Source organism: Amycolatopsis sp. CA-230715 (genome assembly GCF_018736145.1).
In the GTDB taxonomy this organism is placed as follows: domain Bacteria; phylum Actinomycetota; class Actinomycetes; order Mycobacteriales; family Pseudonocardiaceae; genus Amycolatopsis.
In genome coordinates this window covers 8468326-8483713 of record NZ_CP059997.1, presented here as the reverse complement: position 1 = coordinate 8483713, position 15388 = coordinate 8468326, and the positions used below count along the sequence as shown (strand labels likewise).

At 67.4% G+C, this 15388-nt stretch carries 17 protein-coding genes; 3 read left to right on the top strand and 14 right to left on the bottom strand.

The genetic code is table 11. The features are described 5' to 3' along the window. Positions 1 to 69 precede the first annotated feature (69 nt). The 12 genes from HUW46_RS39970 to HUW46_RS39915 form a co-directional block, all read right to left on the bottom strand. Positions 70 to 279 carry an MbtH family protein gene (locus tag HUW46_RS39970; protein WP_215543872.1) on the bottom strand — a complete coding sequence of 70 codons (210 nt, stop codon included), beginning with the start codon at positions 277 to 279 and terminating at the stop codon, positions 70 to 72. Positions 280 to 299: 20 nt separating this feature from the next. Next, entirely contained in the window at positions 300 to 1046 is a 747-nt protein-coding gene (gene fabG, locus HUW46_RS39965; RefSeq protein WP_215543871.1) for a 3-oxoacyl-ACP reductase FabG, read from the bottom strand. Further along, on the bottom strand, positions 1043 to 1552 hold the full coding sequence (locus HUW46_RS39960; RefSeq protein ID WP_254125410.1) for a 3-hydroxyacyl-ACP dehydratase FabZ family protein: 510 nt from the start codon (positions 1550 to 1552) through the stop codon (positions 1043 to 1045). Before HUW46_RS39960 ends, fabG begins: the two co-directional genes overlap by 4 nt. Further along, positions 1549 to 1953, bottom strand: a complete 405-nt coding sequence (locus tag HUW46_RS39955) for a 3-hydroxyacyl-ACP dehydratase FabZ family protein (protein ID WP_215543869.1) — start codon at positions 1951 to 1953, stop codon at positions 1549 to 1551. Before HUW46_RS39955 ends, HUW46_RS39960 begins: the two co-directional genes overlap by 4 nt. Beyond that, complete coding sequence (locus tag HUW46_RS39950; protein ID WP_215543868.1) at positions 1947 to 3035, bottom strand: beta-ketoacyl synthase N-terminal-like domain-containing protein; 1089 nt, start codon at positions 3033 to 3035, stop codon at positions 1947 to 1949. Before HUW46_RS39950 ends, HUW46_RS39955 begins: the two co-directional genes overlap by 7 nt. Then, a complete protein-coding gene (locus HUW46_RS39945; protein WP_215543867.1) occupies positions 3032 to 4237 on the bottom strand; it encodes a beta-ketoacyl-[acyl-carrier-protein] synthase family protein in 1206 nt (401 codons plus the stop codon). Before HUW46_RS39945 ends, HUW46_RS39950 begins: the two co-directional genes overlap by 4 nt. A 92-nt stretch (positions 4238 to 4329) precedes the next feature. Then, entirely contained in the window at positions 4330 to 4587 is a 258-nt protein-coding gene (locus HUW46_RS39940) for an acyl carrier protein (protein WP_254125408.1), read from the bottom strand. Between the two features lie 123 nt (positions 4588 to 4710). Beyond that, positions 4711 to 5448: an SDR family NAD(P)-dependent oxidoreductase gene (locus tag HUW46_RS39935; RefSeq protein ID WP_215543866.1), complete on the bottom strand. Its 738-nt coding sequence runs from the start codon at positions 5446 to 5448 to the stop codon at positions 4711 to 4713. Positions 5449 to 5503: 55 nt separating this feature from the next. Next, positions 5504 to 6424 carry an ornithine carbamoyltransferase gene (locus HUW46_RS39930; protein ID WP_215543865.1) on the bottom strand — a complete coding sequence of 307 codons (921 nt, stop codon included), beginning with the start codon at positions 6422 to 6424 and terminating at the stop codon, positions 5504 to 5506. Further along, the gene (locus HUW46_RS39925) at positions 6421 to 7707 is read right to left on the bottom strand and encodes a cation:proton antiporter (RefSeq protein WP_215543864.1); all 1287 of its coding nucleotides are present in this window, start codon (positions 7705 to 7707) and stop codon (positions 6421 to 6423) included. The genes HUW46_RS39930 and HUW46_RS39925 overlap by 4 nt, the downstream gene beginning before the upstream one ends. Before the next feature lie 2 nt (positions 7708 to 7709). After that, positions 7710 to 9272: a tryptophan halogenase family protein gene (locus HUW46_RS39920; RefSeq protein WP_215550403.1), complete on the bottom strand. Its 1563-nt coding sequence runs from the start codon at positions 9270 to 9272 to the stop codon at positions 7710 to 7712. Between the two features lie 690 nt (positions 9273 to 9962). Then, positions 9963 to 11075, bottom strand: coding sequence for an FAD-dependent oxidoreductase (locus HUW46_RS39915; RefSeq protein WP_215543863.1), 1113 nt, complete (start codon positions 11073 to 11075; stop codon positions 9963 to 9965). 120 nt (positions 11076 to 11195) lie between these two features. Between HUW46_RS39915 and HUW46_RS39910 the strand changes: the two genes are divergently transcribed. Beyond that, the gene (locus HUW46_RS39910) at positions 11196 to 11810 is read left to right on the top strand and encodes a histidine phosphatase family protein (RefSeq protein ID WP_215543862.1); all 615 of its coding nucleotides are present in this window, start codon (positions 11196 to 11198) and stop codon (positions 11808 to 11810) included. Between the two features lie 64 nt (positions 11811 to 11874). Here the strand turns inward: HUW46_RS39910 and HUW46_RS39905 are convergent, their stop codons facing one another. Together HUW46_RS39905 and HUW46_RS39900 are read right to left on the bottom strand one after the other, a co-directional pair. Beyond that, entirely contained in the window at positions 11875 to 12111 is a 237-nt protein-coding gene (locus tag HUW46_RS39905) for a helix-turn-helix domain-containing protein (protein WP_254125405.1), read from the bottom strand. A 240-nt stretch (positions 12112 to 12351) separates the two neighbouring features. Then, positions 12352 to 12672 carry a hypothetical protein gene (locus HUW46_RS39900; protein ID WP_215543860.1) on the bottom strand — a complete coding sequence of 107 codons (321 nt, stop codon included), beginning with the start codon at positions 12670 to 12672 and terminating at the stop codon, positions 12352 to 12354. Positions 12673 to 13408: 736 nt separating this feature from the next. On the opposite strand from HUW46_RS39900, the gene HUW46_RS39895 reads away from it, so the two are divergent. Beyond that, positions 13409 to 14218, top strand: coding sequence for a hypothetical protein (locus HUW46_RS39895; RefSeq protein WP_215543859.1), 810 nt, complete (start codon positions 13409 to 13411; stop codon positions 14216 to 14218). Positions 14219 to 14336: 118 nt separating this feature from the next. Beyond that, entirely contained in the window at positions 14337 to 15281 is a 945-nt protein-coding gene (locus HUW46_RS39890) for an ankyrin repeat domain-containing protein (protein WP_215543858.1), read from the top strand. Positions 15282 to 15388: the final 107 nt, after the last annotated feature.

Below are 15388 nucleotides of genomic sequence, written 5' to 3'. Positions count from 1 at the left end.
GTGTTCCACCGTGCTCGAATGAAATCGTGTTCGCCGGTCGCCGCGCGCGGCGGTCACCGGGTGCGGTGGTCAGCCACCCATCGCCTCGATCAGGCTCTTCGGGCGCATGTCCGTCCAGTTCTCGTTGACGTACTCGAGGCAGGGTTCCCGGTCATCCGGGCCGTACACGGTCCGCCACCCCGCGGGCACCTCCGCGAACGACGGCCAAAGTGAGTGCTGCCCCTCGTCATTGACCAGCACGAGGAAAGTGCCTTCGGGATCGTCGAAAGGATTGGTCATCGCTCGAACTCCTTCGTTGTTCAGATGGTGATTCCGCCGTCGATCTGGAATACCGACCCGGTGATGTAGGCGGCCTGGTCGGACACCAGGAAACCGATGAGATCGGCCACTTCGCCGGCGCGGCCCATCCGCTGCAACGGCACCGCGCGCAAGGCACTCTCCCTGGCCTTCTCGGTGAGCTGGCCGGTCATGTCCGTTTCGATGAGGCCGGGCGCGACCACGTTGACCCGGACGCCGTAGCGGCCGACTTCCTTGGCCAGCGCCTTCGAAAAGCCGATGATGCCCGCCTTCGCGGCGGAGTAGTTGACCTGCTTGGCATTGCCGTGGATCCCCGACACCGAGGACAGCGTGACCAGGCAGCCCCGCTTGCGCTTCAACATGCCGAACACCGCCGCGTGGCACACGTGGTAGACGCCGTCGAGGTTCGTGTCCAGCACGTCGTGCCAGTCCTCACGCGACATCGTCAGCAGCGGTTTGTCCCGTACGATGCCGGCCGAGGTGACCGCGACGTCGATCGCGCCGAGTTCCTCCTCGGTGCGCGACACCCACGCCTTCACCGTTTCGGCGTCGCCGACGTCCGCGCGCACCGCAAGCACGCGCGCGCCCAGCTCGCTCACTTCCTTCTCCAGCTCGCCTGCGGCCCGTTCGTCCGCCCGGTAGCAGAAGCTCACCGCGAAACCGTCCTTGGCCAGTCTGAGCACCGTGGCGCGTCCGATCCCGCGCGAGCCTCCGCTGACCAGGGCGACTCGAGTTCGTTCATCCGTCACTGGTCCGCTCCCTCCGTTCGAACCCGGTCCCGCCCGGCTGCCGACGGGCGAAGCCGCTCGGCGGGCCGCCACGCGGCCACCACCCTGGACACCGTCAGCACCTCCGTGTCACCGACCACGCTCCGCCCGCTGAACAGCAGGGTGTCGGCGAGCACCCGGTCGAGCCGGACATGGTGTTCGAGCACTTCACCCGGCAGTACCGGCTGGGCGAACCGCACACCCGACACCGACCCCAGCACCGTCACCCCGTCCGGTTTCCGGTCGGCGCCACCCAGCGTGAGCTGTCCCAGTACCGCCGCGGCTTGCGCCCACGACTCCAGTACGAGGCTTTCCGGATAGGACGAACGCGAGGCGGCGGCCCCGAGCCGCGCGTACCAGGGTTCGTTGCACGTCACCGCTTTCCGCGCGACGAGGCGCTCACCCGGCACCGTCTCCACGATGTCGTCCACCAGCAACATCGGGTACCGGTGCGGCAGTGCGCCGCTGAGGTCGATCCGCGCGCTCACGGTGCGCCTCCCGGCAGGTATGCCAGCCGGAGCACGGCGACCTCCCGAGCCGCTACGCGGGCACCGGCAGCGCAGTACCAGCGCTCGCCCGCGTCGCGCCATTCGACCTCGACGGTCAGCGTGTCACCGGGGTAGACCGGCGCGGTGAACCTGGCACTCTCGATCGCTGTCAGCCGCCCGTCACCGAATTCGGCGGGCGCGATCGCGAGCGCGCCGCGGTGCGCGCATTCCAGCACGCACATCCCGGGAAAGATCGGGAAATCCTCGAAATGCCCGGCGAAGACCGGCTCCTCGGCGGCGATCGGGACCGCGGCGGTACCGCGCCACACCCCGTTTTCGGCGACTGCCCGGCCGACGACCACCGGTTCGGCCAGTACCGCGCACGCCCGCCCCGTCAGCACGCGCGCCCCCGCAACCGCAGCAGTGCCGCCGACACCGTCCCGTCGCCGTCCACGGAAGAGATCGCCGCCAGCCGGCCGGCTGCGCCGGTGTCCTCCTCCGCGACGGCGAGCACCGCCGCGATCTGGAAAGCCCCCGACGCGGCCGCGGTGTCCCCGATGAGACCGGCTACCGGTACCCGCTCCACCGGGCCGTCGCCGAACAGTTCCCGCACCGCGTCGCGTTCCTGCTCCCCTGCCGGACCCGGTGCATCGCTCACCGAGGCCGCCCAGACCTCCTCGGCCCGCGCACCGGATCGGTCGAGCAGTTCGCGCAGGCAGGTGCGAACCGCGCGGCCGAAATCCTCGTCGAGGCACGCCTCCGACACGACGTCGAGCACATCGGCGAGCGGAGCCTCCGCGCCGGGCTCCTCGAGCATCAGGACGGCACAGCCTTCACCGGGGGCCGCCGCGGCCCGTGCCCCGTCCCTCGTGTGGTGCTCCAGCCAAGAGCGGGCGGCAGAGTACTCCTCGACCGCGCCGCACACGACGTGTGCGGCATGCCCGTAGCGCATCAACCTCCGGGCGTAGCCGAGCGCGTGCAACCCTGCCGAGTGCCCGCCCGCGACCGTCGCGTTCGGACCGGTGAGCCGGTGCCAGATCGCGCTGCGCGCGGCCGCGCAGTTCATCACCGCGTTCGGCATCTGCGCCGGATCGACGAAAAACGGCGCTATGGCCGTGAAGGACGGCCGCACGAAGTCCATTGTGCTCTGCGCGCTGCCCATCGTGGTGCCGAGCACCAATCCGGTCTCCGCGCGGTCGCCGGTGTCGGGATCCCCCGCCCAGCGCCTGAGCAGATCCCCGATCGCGGCGACCGCGAGGCCGGTGAACCGGTCCATCGTGCGGGTCCCCGCGTTGCCGAGCACTTCGCGCACTTCGAAACCGGGGACGAGGCACGCCCGGTCCTCCGCGGTCGGCCACCGTTCGGGGTCGAGCGCGGCGGCGGTGCCCTTGGCTTCCCGTATCCCGTTCGCGAAGGCGTCGCGGCCGATGCCGAACGGGGACACCGCGGCCCAGTCCGTGATCGCCACGCCGCGCCCGTTCACCGTGCTCCCTCCTCGTACTTGCCGAGGAGCACGACCGCGTTGTTGCCGCCGAAGGCCAACCCGTTGTTCTGCGCGATCCGGACGTCGGCGGGCACCGACACGTTCGGCACGCAGTCGATCTCGCACTCGGGATCGGTTTCGCGGTGGTTGATCGTGGGTGGCACGAATCCGTGGGTGATGGCCAGCGCGCACCCGATCAGGGCGAGCGCGCTCGCCGCGCCCATGGTGTGGCCCAGCATGGACTTCATCGACACCGTTCGCGGCGGCTCGGTGCCGAAGACCTGCCGGATCGCCCTGGACTCGGTCACGTCGTTGGCCTTCGTCCCGGTCCCGTGCGCGGAGATGAAGTCCACCTGCTCCGGTTTGACCCCCGCGTTGTCGAGCGCCGCCGACATGCACCGGGCGACACCGTCCTGCTGCGGCGCCACCTGGTGGAACGCGTCGCAGCCGAGTCCGTATCCCAGTACCTCGGCGTGGACGCGCGCGCCGCGTGCCAGCGCGGACTCCAGACTCTCCATCAACACGACGCCCGCCCCCTCGCCGGTGAGGATGCCCTTGCGGTCCTTGTCGAACGGGCGGCACAGATCCGGGGCTATCGTGCCCATCCGGTAGAACCCGGCGAAGGTCTTGCGGCAGATCGCGTCCGCGCCACCGCACAGCGCGTAGTCCACTTCACCGTTTCGTACCGCGTCGAAACCGTAGCCGATGGCGTAGTTCCCCGCCGCGCAAGCAGTGGTGATCGTCGCAGTCTCCACACGGGACAGACCGAACTCCCTGGCCACGACCAGCGGCAGCCGGTGCGGCGCCAGCCTGCGCACCACGGCGGTATCCAGCCCCGGCAGTCCGGCGCCGATCTCCTCCTGCACCAACCGGTCCAGGTCGAAACCCTCCCCGTCGGTCGTCCCCAGCGCGATCAACCCGCGTCGAGCGCGCAACACCTCGACCGGAAGGCCCGAGTTCTCGATCGCCATTCCGGTAGCCGCGACGGAGAACTGGCTCGCCCTGCCCAGTTCGTGCACCGGCAGCTCGCGCACCCACCGGTGCGGATCGAATCCCCTTACCTCACAAGCATTGGTGTACTCGAAACCTTCGGTGTCGAAGCCTTCGATCGGTTTGGCGCCGCTACGCCCGGCGCGCAATCCGTCGGCGAACTCCGCCGCACCGACCCCAATGCTCGACAGCACGCCGAGACCGGTCAGCACGACCCGATGTGGCCCGCCAGGACGCCGGCCAACGCGAACAGACAACTGAACCCCCAAGCTGCCGCAAGTACTCGAAGCCGGCCCCGGGCCCGCTACCAGCCCGCGGCTTCGGCGACCACGTCGTACACGCTGCGCAGGTTGACCAACTCGGTCACCTTGTCCTGGCCGATCACCACCCCGAACTCCCGCTCGACCCCCGCGAGAATCTCGATCGCCTGCAACGAATCGGCGTTGTAGTCCTCGATGAACAATTCGGATTCAGTGATCTTTTCCTCATCGACCTCGAGAAGTGCGCAGACTACCTTCCGCACCCGACTCATACGCTCGTCTTCCAGTGAATTCACGGTCACCCCAGTACCTCCGTGTCGACATCGGCGCTCAGAGCTGAGATGACCATCCCGAGCGAACGCGCACACATCCTCAGTATTTTTCGAGCCTATCCGATAACCCGGGAACACGCAACAGAAGAATTTTTACCACATGAACTGGCCGCCGTCGACGATGAGTTTCTGGCCGGTCACATAAGCCCCGGCCGGCCCTATCAGGAATTCGAGCGCGTCGGCCATCTCCTCCGGAGACCCGATGCGCCGCTGCGGAATTTCATCGAGCATTCCGGCCATCCGCTCCGGCTCGTCGAGCCGGAACCGGGTCCGCATCTCGGCGGTCTCGATCATGCCGGGGATCAAGCTGTTGACCCGGATCGTCGGTGCGAGTTCCAGCGCGAGGCACTTGGTCAGGTGCATCAGTCCCGCCTTGCTAGCACAGTAATTCGCTCCGTCCCGCCTCGGCCGGATCGCGGTGGTGGCACCCACGTTGACGACCGAGCCACCGCCGGCGTCCAGCATGGCGGGAGCCAGTGCGCTGGTGAGGTAGAACGGGCCGGACAGGTTCGTGGCGATCACCTTGTCCCACTCGTCGTCCGCCAGCGCCAGAAAAGGCCGGTCGATATTCAGCCCGGCGTTGTTCACCAACACCGTCACTGCTCCGTGGGCCTCGAGGACGCGTGCCGCAATCCGCCGCGCATCTCGCGGATTGGACACGTCCGCGCGCACCGCCTCGAAATTTTCCGCACCGAGCTCCTCCGACGCCGAAACCGCCGAACCCTCGTCCGAGCGATAAAGGGCGACGACCCGGTAACCGATTTTGCGCAGGCGCCGACTGAGGCTCAAACCGATTCCCTTGGTCCCGCCACTCACCAGGGCCACGGGCATCGCCGCTGAATCCGACAGTGTTCTCTCCTCCCGGTAACGTGATCGGTGCACCTGGTCACCACCGCACTTCAGCGCACCACTCGAGCACGGACATCGCGCTGGTCATCTTGTGCGCGGCCTGCCGCCACGCCAGGCTCGCCGAACCGTCGAGCACCTCGTCGGTCACCTCCTGCCCCCGGATCGCGGGCAGGTCGTGCAGGAACACCACCCCTGGTTTGCCGACCTCCGAAAGCAGTTCGCCCGTGACGCGGTACGGCAGGAACGCGGACACCCAGTCCGGATCGGCTTTCGCCACGCCCATCGTCTGCCAGCGGCTGGTGTAGACCGCGTCGACCTTGCCCGCGAGACCGTCGAAATCGTGCCGTTGCTCGACACCCGGGTCGCCGCCCGCCAGCCTCTTCGCCGCGTCGAAGACGTCCGGCGAGATCCCGTACCCCTCGGGAGTCACCAGGGAAAGCCGGAATCCGGGGGTAAGCGCGGTGGCCAGCACCAGCGCGGCCGCGGTGCTGTTGCCCTCCCCGACGTAAAGCAGCTCGCGGCCGGCGAGCTCACCGAACGCCTCGCGCAGTGTCGAAAGATCGGCCAGTGCCTGGGTGGGATGTTCGTGCTCGGTCAGGGCGTTGACCACACCGAGTCCGGCTCCGGTGAATCTGCGCAGCTCGTCGAGTTCGCCGTTCGTCCGCGCGACCAGCAGGTCCAGGTAGTTCGACAACACCCTGGCGGTGTCTTCGGGCGATTCTCCCGTCACCAGCTGAAGATCATCGGGGCCGTAGGTGACGACCTGGGCACCCAGCCTGGTCGCCGCGGCCCAGAACGAGGTCCGGGTCCGCGTCGACGACTTGCGGAAGAAGATTCCCACCGATCGCCCGGCGAGCGTCTGCCGGTACGTCGACGACGCGGCGAGTTCCACCGACCGCCGAGTCAGCCGTTCGACCGTCTCGGTGGTCAAGTCGGTGAGCGAGAGCAGACTTCTCACGTCATTCTTCCTTTCCGCAGGGCTATCCGTGGTGGCATGGGCAGCATCGGCACGAGTGCGACGCCCCGGCTGGCGGCCAATCTGTCGAGCAGGCGCAACGCGGGTGCCGTCGACGCCGTGGTCAGCAACGCCATCAGCAGCAGTGCGATGAACAACGGCGCGGGCAGGATGCCTGTGGAATAACCGGCCTGGAGCAGCACGATCTCGGTGAGCCCTCTGGTGTTCATCAGCACGCCGAACTGAACGCTCTCCCAGACCGGGTACCCGGCCAGCCTGCCGCCTAGCCAGCCGCCGCCCACCTTGGCCACGATCGCGAGCACCGTCGCGACGACGATCAACCACCACGGGGTCGCCGCCAGCGAACCGGTGAACACCGTGAGCCCGGTGACCACGAAGAACATGGGCACCACAAGCTTGCCCAACCGGCCGAGGATCCGGGTCACTTCGGACCAGTGCGTGCCTTCCCCGCCCTTCGGCAAGGCGAGTCCGACGACGAACACGCCGAACACCGCGGTCATTCCCCACCGCTCGGACAGCACCGCGGCACCGAGCGCGGCCGCACCGGTCACCACCGCGGTCACCGCCATCGACCGGCCGGCGACCCGTCCGGCCCGCTCGGCCCGAAGCGTTCGCGCGAGCAACACGGTGACGGCCGCACCGCCGAGCAGGACGGCGAGCGCTCGGATGAACCCCGACACCTGCCCCGAGGCAAGCCCGACCGCGACGGCGAGTCCGATCCACGCGACGACGTCGATCGCCACTGCCGCGCCCAGCGCGAGCCTGCCCATCTCGGGCACAGGCCCGCCCCGCTCGGCGAGAATCCGGGCCAGCACCGGGACAGCCGTCACCGAGAAGGCGATCGCCAGCAGGACCACCAGCGCTGGTGCCGGCGCGGTACCGCGCAGGGCCGAGTCGTCGAAAACCAGCACTGCCAGCAGTGCCCCGACAAGGAGACCTGGCAGCAACGCGCCGGCGACGAGCCAGCCGTTGCGCCGCATCGCCCCGTCCCCCTGCCCTGTCTTCAGCTCATGGGCGACGGACAGCAGGAAGAGCGCCAAGCCGGCCTGTCCGATCAAGTGCAGGACGTCGAGCACCCCGCGGGGGAACAGCGCGTCGACGGTCGTCGCGCCGCCGATCGCGAAAAGTGCCGGGCCGAGGAGCAGCCCTGCGGCGATCTCGCCGACGATCGCGGGCTGACCGAGGCGCCTGGCGATCCCGCCGGCCAGGAAGGCGATCAACAGCGTCCCCGCCAGTGCGACGACTGTGTGCAGCGCACCCGTCATGCTCAAGCACCGGCGTTCCCGTGCAGCTGGGCAAGATAGGTGTACTGGCTCGGCAGCCGGTTGGCGAGATCACGTGCCTGGTCGCCGACCAGTTGCAACTCCTTCGAAGCGCTCGTGTCGTCGAACAGGGCGAGCGCGGGTGGTGCCTGCACCGGAACCCCGCCGAGCCCGAGCAGCATCGCGATGTAGGAGTACGGTTCGAATCCGTGGTAGTAGGGCCACACCGAATCCGCGTCGGGAAGCTTCGTCTGCCACCCTTCCAACCGCTCCGCCAGCCCGTCCGGCAGCGGACGCGTCTTGGTGTCCCGCCAGTACTGGTTGTCCGCGCGAGCAGCCGCGTAGTAGTGCAGCACCAGGAACTCGCGAACGCCGTCCATGACCCGCGCGACCTGCCTGTTGTAGGAAGTACGCAGGCTCTCGTCCCACCCAGCGGCCGGAAAGTGCTTGACCAGTTGCTCGATGGCGTTCTGGATGAAGAAGATCCCAGTCGACTCCAACGGTTCCACGAAACCACTGGACAGCCCGATCGCGACGCAGTTGCGGACCCACGAATTGCGGGAACGGCCGATGCGCATGCGAATGTGGTTGGCCTCAAGATCGTCCGCACGGGGGCCGACGAACGCGCGGAGATCGGCTTCGGCCTGCTCCGGGCTCAGGTAGTCGCCCGCGTACACGTAACCGGTGCCGATCCGCCCGAACAGCGGGATGGTCCAGATCCAGCCCGCGTCCCTCGCGGTGGCGGTGGTGCACGGGCGGATTCCTTCGGCCGCCATGTCCGCGGGCACTCGCAGCGCGACCGCGCGGTCGTTGGGCAGGCTGTCCTGGTAGGACATGAACTCCTCGCCGAGCGCCTGGTTGAGCAGCAGCCCGCGAAAACCCGTGCAGTCGATGAACAGATCACCGTGCAGTTCGCCGTGCTCCTTGGTCACGATGTGGCTGATCCAGCCGCGTTCGTCCAGTACGACGTCCTGCACGTCGTCCAGCACATGCCGTACACCCCGGTCGGTGCCGTACTTGCTCAGGTACTTCGCGAGCAACGCCGCGTCGAAATGGTAGGCATAGGGGAACTGGGTGTCCTGTTCGGACAGCGTGGTGCGGTAGCGCGCACTGACGCCGTTCTCCTTGTACTCCTGCTCGAACAGTCGGCCATCCGGATACCGCGGCGACCGCTTCGCCTCGCACAGTGCCGCAATGAGAAAGCAGTCCTCGTCGAATCGTTCCGACGGCTTCTTGTGCAGCCACCAATCCGTCAACGAGAATCCGTCAACAGTTCGAACACGCTCAAATGGGTGGTAGAAATGACTTCCCGGAGATCGCCAGTTCTCGAAGCGAATGCCCAGCTTATAAGTCGCCTCGCATTTTGGCATCCATTCTTCCTCCGCGAGACCCAGATAGTCGAAGAAGTGGCGAATTGTGGAGAACGTCGCCTCGCCAACACCGATCGTACCCACCCTGTCCGATTCGACCAAAGTGATCGAGAGTCGATCGGCGAATGCCGCGCGCAGGTACGTCGCGGCCATCCAGCCAGCGGTACCTCCACCAACAATCACTACATTTTTGACCATTCCGGTCCCCCAGATTTTTTGCAGCAGCAATCGCAGACATTCGAGCAATATCGCAACGAAGACACTTTCGCAAAAAGTGCCTCAGTTTGCGCGAGATGAACGGATGACAACCACACAGTTGACATCTATTCTCAGACCCCCAGGTCCAACGCGAGACTACCCGCTCGGACCGGCCACCGCAAGATCGCACAGGACCCGGGACACCGCAGCGCGGGACTACCGATCCCGGCACAACGGGATCCCCCGTCCACACGGAGCGGATGGACCTCACCCACCAGCCCGGCGCGTCGAGCGGCGATGATCCGCGACAGCGCCGTTCGACGCCGCGGCAGCAACGCCCTCGGTCCGTAACCGGTCACGCTCGGACATGTCCCATGCGCGTTCCGGGGTAACCGACTCGCCGCCACCCTTGTCATGGCCGCGTACCACATACGTCCACTGTGGATAGTTAAGGTCCGGCTCCGCACACAGATCGACGCCATGCGGCAGGAAAGCGTTGACGGGGCGCCGCGGCCAGGACGGCGCCGCCTTCGGCGAAGAAACACAGCAGAGCCGCGTTACCCGAGTTGGTCCCGCCCGAGCACACCCGCCCACGCGCCGTCCCGCAATCCGACGAGAGGCGGATTCCCCTTTCGGCACAAGGATTATTCGAGCACGACGGGCATACCAGCCGTAGCGACGGCGGGCGGGTCAGACCTGTTCCGGTTTCGGGACGAAGGCGGGCAGCGCGGCGAGGCTGTGGCGCACGGCTTCGGCGCCGTACTCGATCATCTGCCGCTCGTAGTCGTCGACCGCGCCGGCGAGATCCTTGCCGCCGATCAGGCAGCTGCGCAGCAGGTCGGCGTCGCGCAGGGCGGTGTTCGCGCCGTTGCCGCCGGTCGGCGAAGTGGCGTGGATGGCGTCGCCGAGCAGCGTCACCGGGCCGGGCGCCCAGCGTTCGCGGAGCTCGACGACCCGGATGGACAGCAGGGTGCTGTTGTCCGGATCGGATTGTTCGATGAGTGCGCGCGGATCCGGATGCCAACCGTCCATCCTGGACAGCGCGGCCTCCTGCGGGGTCAGGTCGGCGAGCGAGCCGTTCGGCGGCAGGATCATGGCCCAGCGCACGTAGTCGCGGGTGTCGGGCAGGGTCACCTCGGGCGCCAGTTTCTCGGCCGCCTCCTTCGGCGGAGTCCGGAAGCGCATCGCGCCGAGCAGCAGACTCACGCCGTCACCGGCGATCTTCGAGCCGTAGGCACGGGACAGTCCGGCGAACTGCTCGGTCAGCGTGGTGCGGCCGATGACGAACCGGACGCCGGTGTCGGTCGGGGTGGTCCGCGGCGACAACACCGAGCGGACGGCCGAGCCGACCCCGTCCGCTCCGACGAGCAGATCGGCGGTGACCGGGTCGCCGTGCGCGAACCGGGCTTCCACCTTGCCGCCGGCCAGCACGTCGTACCCGGTCAGCGCGGCGCCGGTGTGTACGGGGAGGCCGGTCAGCAGCAGGTGCCGGAGCACGTGCCGGTCGACCACGATCCCGCTCCTGGCGGAGCCGAGCTCGCCGATCTTGTTCAGCTGGGGGTCCAGGACGAGCCGCTCGACGCGGGTGTCGCTGACGATCTCGTCCAGCAGGGCGTGCCAGCGCGACGGCAGGCAGCCGCGCAGCGCGTCGAACCCGACCGGGTTCAACACGAGCCGGTAGCCCTGGAACCGCGCGGTGATCGCCGGATCGCGCTCGTACACGTCGGCCTCGATCCCTGCGCCGCGCAGGCCCTGCGCCAGGCACAGCCCGCCGAGACCGGCTCCGATCACGGAAACTCGCATCGCTCACCTCGAAAGATCAGTCGTAACGAACTTAGTTCGTTTTCACGATCTAAGTTCTACCCAGGAACTTGTACCGTGTCAAATTCCGGCCCCGGAGGTGGCGGGTGGCAAGCTCGTGACGTGCGCACGCTCTACGTCGTCACCCACCCGGAAGCCACCCACCACGTCGACCGGGTCGTGGGCGGATGGCACGACTCGCTGCTCACCCCCGCCGGGACGCGCGCGGCGGCCGCGATCGCCGCGTCGCTGCGAGCACGAATCCCCGAAGGCACCGACGTGGAGGTGTTCTCCTCGGATCTTCAGCGCGCTTCGCAAACGGCCGCCACGGTGGGCGAGCTGTTCGGGGTGACGCCGATCCTGGACGAACGACTGCGCGAAAAGTCCTACGGCGAGGCCGGAGGCAGGCCGCAGGAGTGGCTTGACCAGAGGTTCGTGCCGCCACCCTCCGCCGGGGACCGGATGCACCACGACGAAGGCGTTCCCGGCGCGGAAACCAAGGCCGCGTTCGCCCGGCGCGTCTACGCGGCGATGGACGCGATTCTGGAAAGGCCCCGCGAACACCAGGTGATCGCGACGCACGGCGGCACCCTCACGTTCATCATCGCTTCCTGGATCCGGATGCCACTCGACGCGGCAGGCTACGTCAACTTCCGCGCCGCGTCCGGCAGCATCACGGTGCTCCGCGAGGACGCCTTCTTCCACAACCGGGAAGTGCTCATCGGCGAGGTCCCCTAGCTCGTATCATCGGTATTCGCAGGTCAGCGACCTCGCCCTCGTCATCAGGGCGGGCCTCTACTTCTCAGTTGGCGATGAAATGGCGATGAGTTCGCGAACGGGGCCGATCGATCTCCGCGATGTCGGCCCGGCTGAACCGGTAGTGCTTACCGAACCGGTGATGCGGGAACACCCGGGCCGCCGCCTGGTCCTTCAACGTCCGCGGTGACAACCCGGACAGCTCCCCCACTTGCTCCGCCGTCAGCAACGCGTCCGCATCCTGCGGCTTGGTGGCCGCCAACAACCGGATCGCGGCCGCCAACTCGACAACGGACTCCGCCAACTACAGCGAGACCTGCCCCGAGACCGCACCGTTCGGGCGAGACCAGTCCCCTCTCATCCGAGACCGCCCGAGACCAACCGGACGAGACTACGTCCGGGAAAACCGCTGCTGCGTGCTGGCTGCGCGTGGTACTTGCGGCCATGTTCAGGATGCTCAACTACGATGGCGTCTTGGGTCGAGGTCCACTCTCGCTTTCGCCGCACTGCACCTTCGAGGAACCTATCCGTGTTCGCGTCTGGACAGCCGCGTTCCCCGCAGAAACTCGAAGTACGGTCCGCGGGCATCGTCGTCGATCTCCGGTAGAACGCGGCTGTACCGGCCATCAGTCTGGTCTCGTTTGGGACCAGAAACCCAGAAGCGTTCGCCGGTCTCGACGTCGTAAAAGTTCGCGTCGAACAAGCCTCGCCAACGACGCAACGTGCGACCATGGAAGTACGCGGTCTTCCACGTCTTGGAGAAACGAACCCAAGCGATCCACGACGGGCCGCGATCAGTGTCGTAGCCCGCCTTGAGCTGCACATACATGATCCGTCGCGCCATGGCGCGACAATAGACCGCCAGGCGGCCAGCCGCACGACAATTAGTCGGCACCCACACGTACCTCCAGCGCACCCCGGGACAGCCATCGGAGCTTGACCACCGCCGCGCCGAAGTCGTCGTCAAGTTCGCGCTCCCCCGCTCACACGGGAAAGAATCGGCAACGAGACTGGTGGTGAGCGTCTGTGTGGCAGCTTCGGTCAATCGGGAGATCGACTGGTGCGCCGCGAGCGTGACTCGGTTCGCACAGACCGCTTTCTTCACCGCGTTCTCGACCCCCGTCTTCGGAGTAGGAGTTCTCGTCACCGTCATGGGATTCGGGCCACAAGGTCCGCGTGGGTCTCGGCGAGGTGCGCGACCTTCAGCCACGGCGTGCTCCCGCCGATCCGTGCCACGTCGACCTGCACGCTCGTCGAGCGCGAGCCGGACGTGCCCGGCGATGTCGTTCGCGGGCAACGGCTCTTCGAACCACGCGATATCCGGCTGATCGTCGATGCGGGCTCCGCGGATCGCTTCCAGGCCGGTCATCGACTGATCGGCGTCGACCAGGCGTCGGCCTCACGTCCGCACGATCATGGCAACCTGGGGGCCGAGCCAGCGTCTCTCAGTAGAGTCCGAAGTACGGGTGATCGAGGAGTCGCGGCATGACACACGAACATGACCCCACGGCAGCGAGACCGAACTCAGCTCGATGGATATCCGCGCGTTCCAAACAATGCCTGGCGCAGCGATGAGAGCCATGACCCGCGCTTTGGCGGCGTTCACGCTCGTCGGTGTGTTCGCGTTGACCGCGTGCACGACGCAGAACACAGCCGAAGCTGAAACGCGACAGGGGATCAGCGACGAGATCGCCCGCCAGATTCCCCGCGTAACCGTATGGCATGTGATTAGCCCCGAAGTCGAGGGCGAATCGCCGTACGAACCGTACATCACCCTGCGATCGGCCTCGACCCAGTCATCAGAGCTGCGCGACCAGGCTCGTCGTGCCGCGCACGTGGTGTGGAACAAGGTGAAGCATTGGACCAGACTGCAGATCGCGGTGTTCTGTCCGGAGGCGGAGCCACCTTCGGGCGCTGATTATCCGGAGCAGGCGCCCTGTTCATCGGCCACCCTCGAACTCACGCCCGCATCAGCGTACCGGATGTGGGGTCCATCGGAGATAGCGCACGAGCCCGCCGTACCCACTGCCGGCTTTATGCCCGAGCCGGAATCCTCTATCGGCTTCGACCGAGAACGCCCGAGGCCATACCCCAAGGATTGGAGTATCCGGGGCCCCAAACTCGGTGGTGCCGCCGACAGCACCCTCGTCTGGAATATCCTGCTGCCGAAGGGGACTAGTGACGCCACGCGGAACGCAGGCCTGGACACGATCCGATGCTTGCTGTGGCGGGAACAGCCCGATCGCCTGCCTGGGATCATCCTCAACGTCGGCGAATGGCTGAGTTCGCCGACCGAGCCGCCCAGCGACTCCCGGACATGGCAGACGGAGGACACCCCCGCCCAGCTGCATCAAAAATGCGGCGATCGGGCACCTGGCCTGCCGACTTGACACGGCTGTCGGCGTTGCGCCCGGTGCAGTTGGCCACCTGCACCGCGCGCTAGTTCGAAACCACGGTCGAGAACCACGAGATCGACATATTGTCGGGGTGGCAGGCCATGCTGGCCCCATGACCGAGGACACGGGATGGGACAGGTTCGGATGGGCGCAGTGGGCTGATCTGGACGCGGTGCGGGCACGGCTGGCCGCGGGTGCGAACCCGAACACCGGCATGGGGTGGCAGGACCCGCCGCTGCATCAGGCGGCTGAGCACGGCTCGGCGGATGTCGTGGCCGAACTGGCGCGGCGGGTGGACGCGGTGGATGCGTTCAAGGACGGGCACACAGCGTTGTGGCGGGCGGTGGCGGCGAACCGGCCGGACAACGCCCGTGCTCTACTGGCTGCGGGCGCGGACCCCTGGCGGGAGATGATGTCCGGCTGGCCGCCGGGGCGGCTGAGCCTGGCCGGCCCCACACCGTCCCTGTTCGATTCCGGCGCCTCGCTCGCACCGGATGAGGCCGCCGCGGTGGCGGAGAGCCGACGGCTGATCACCATCTTCGGCGACCATCACTTCGAAGGGCTGGGCATCGCCTGTGTCGCGGGTATCGCTGTCGGCGAGGCGGCGCACAGGCTCGGCGCCGAGATCGTCGACGGCGACCGGGAGCAGATGCTGACCGCGTGGATGGACGATCCGGTCGGCCGCGACACCATCCTGACCATGTGGGCCACTGAGGTCCCCGGCGGTTGTGTGCTCGCCCAGCCCATGGGGTACGGGCCGCAGATGCCGGCCGTAACCAAGACGCTGTCGGCGGGGACAACCTGTTACGGCATGTACGCCAATCCCAAGAGCGGCAACCAGGGCAGCATCAGCCGGGACGGCGAGATCGTCGCCTGGGACCTGCATCCCGGTGGGGAACCAACCGAACTGGGCGGCGTGCTGCTGTCCTACCTGTACCAGTCCCAGGCACTCGCTTACTGCTTCGCCTACGCGGGACTGCGACCCAGCGACGACCGCTCGGTCACCGGCCCGCCGGACGCCTGGATCCGTCTTCCCGAACGCGACTACTGGAACTGACCACGACCACGGAACAAAGCGGGATTCAGGTTCCGCTGGTGGGCGCAGACCTGACTCGTAACACGATCACGACTGTCCACTTTCGACGGACAAGTCCCTGCTTTCGG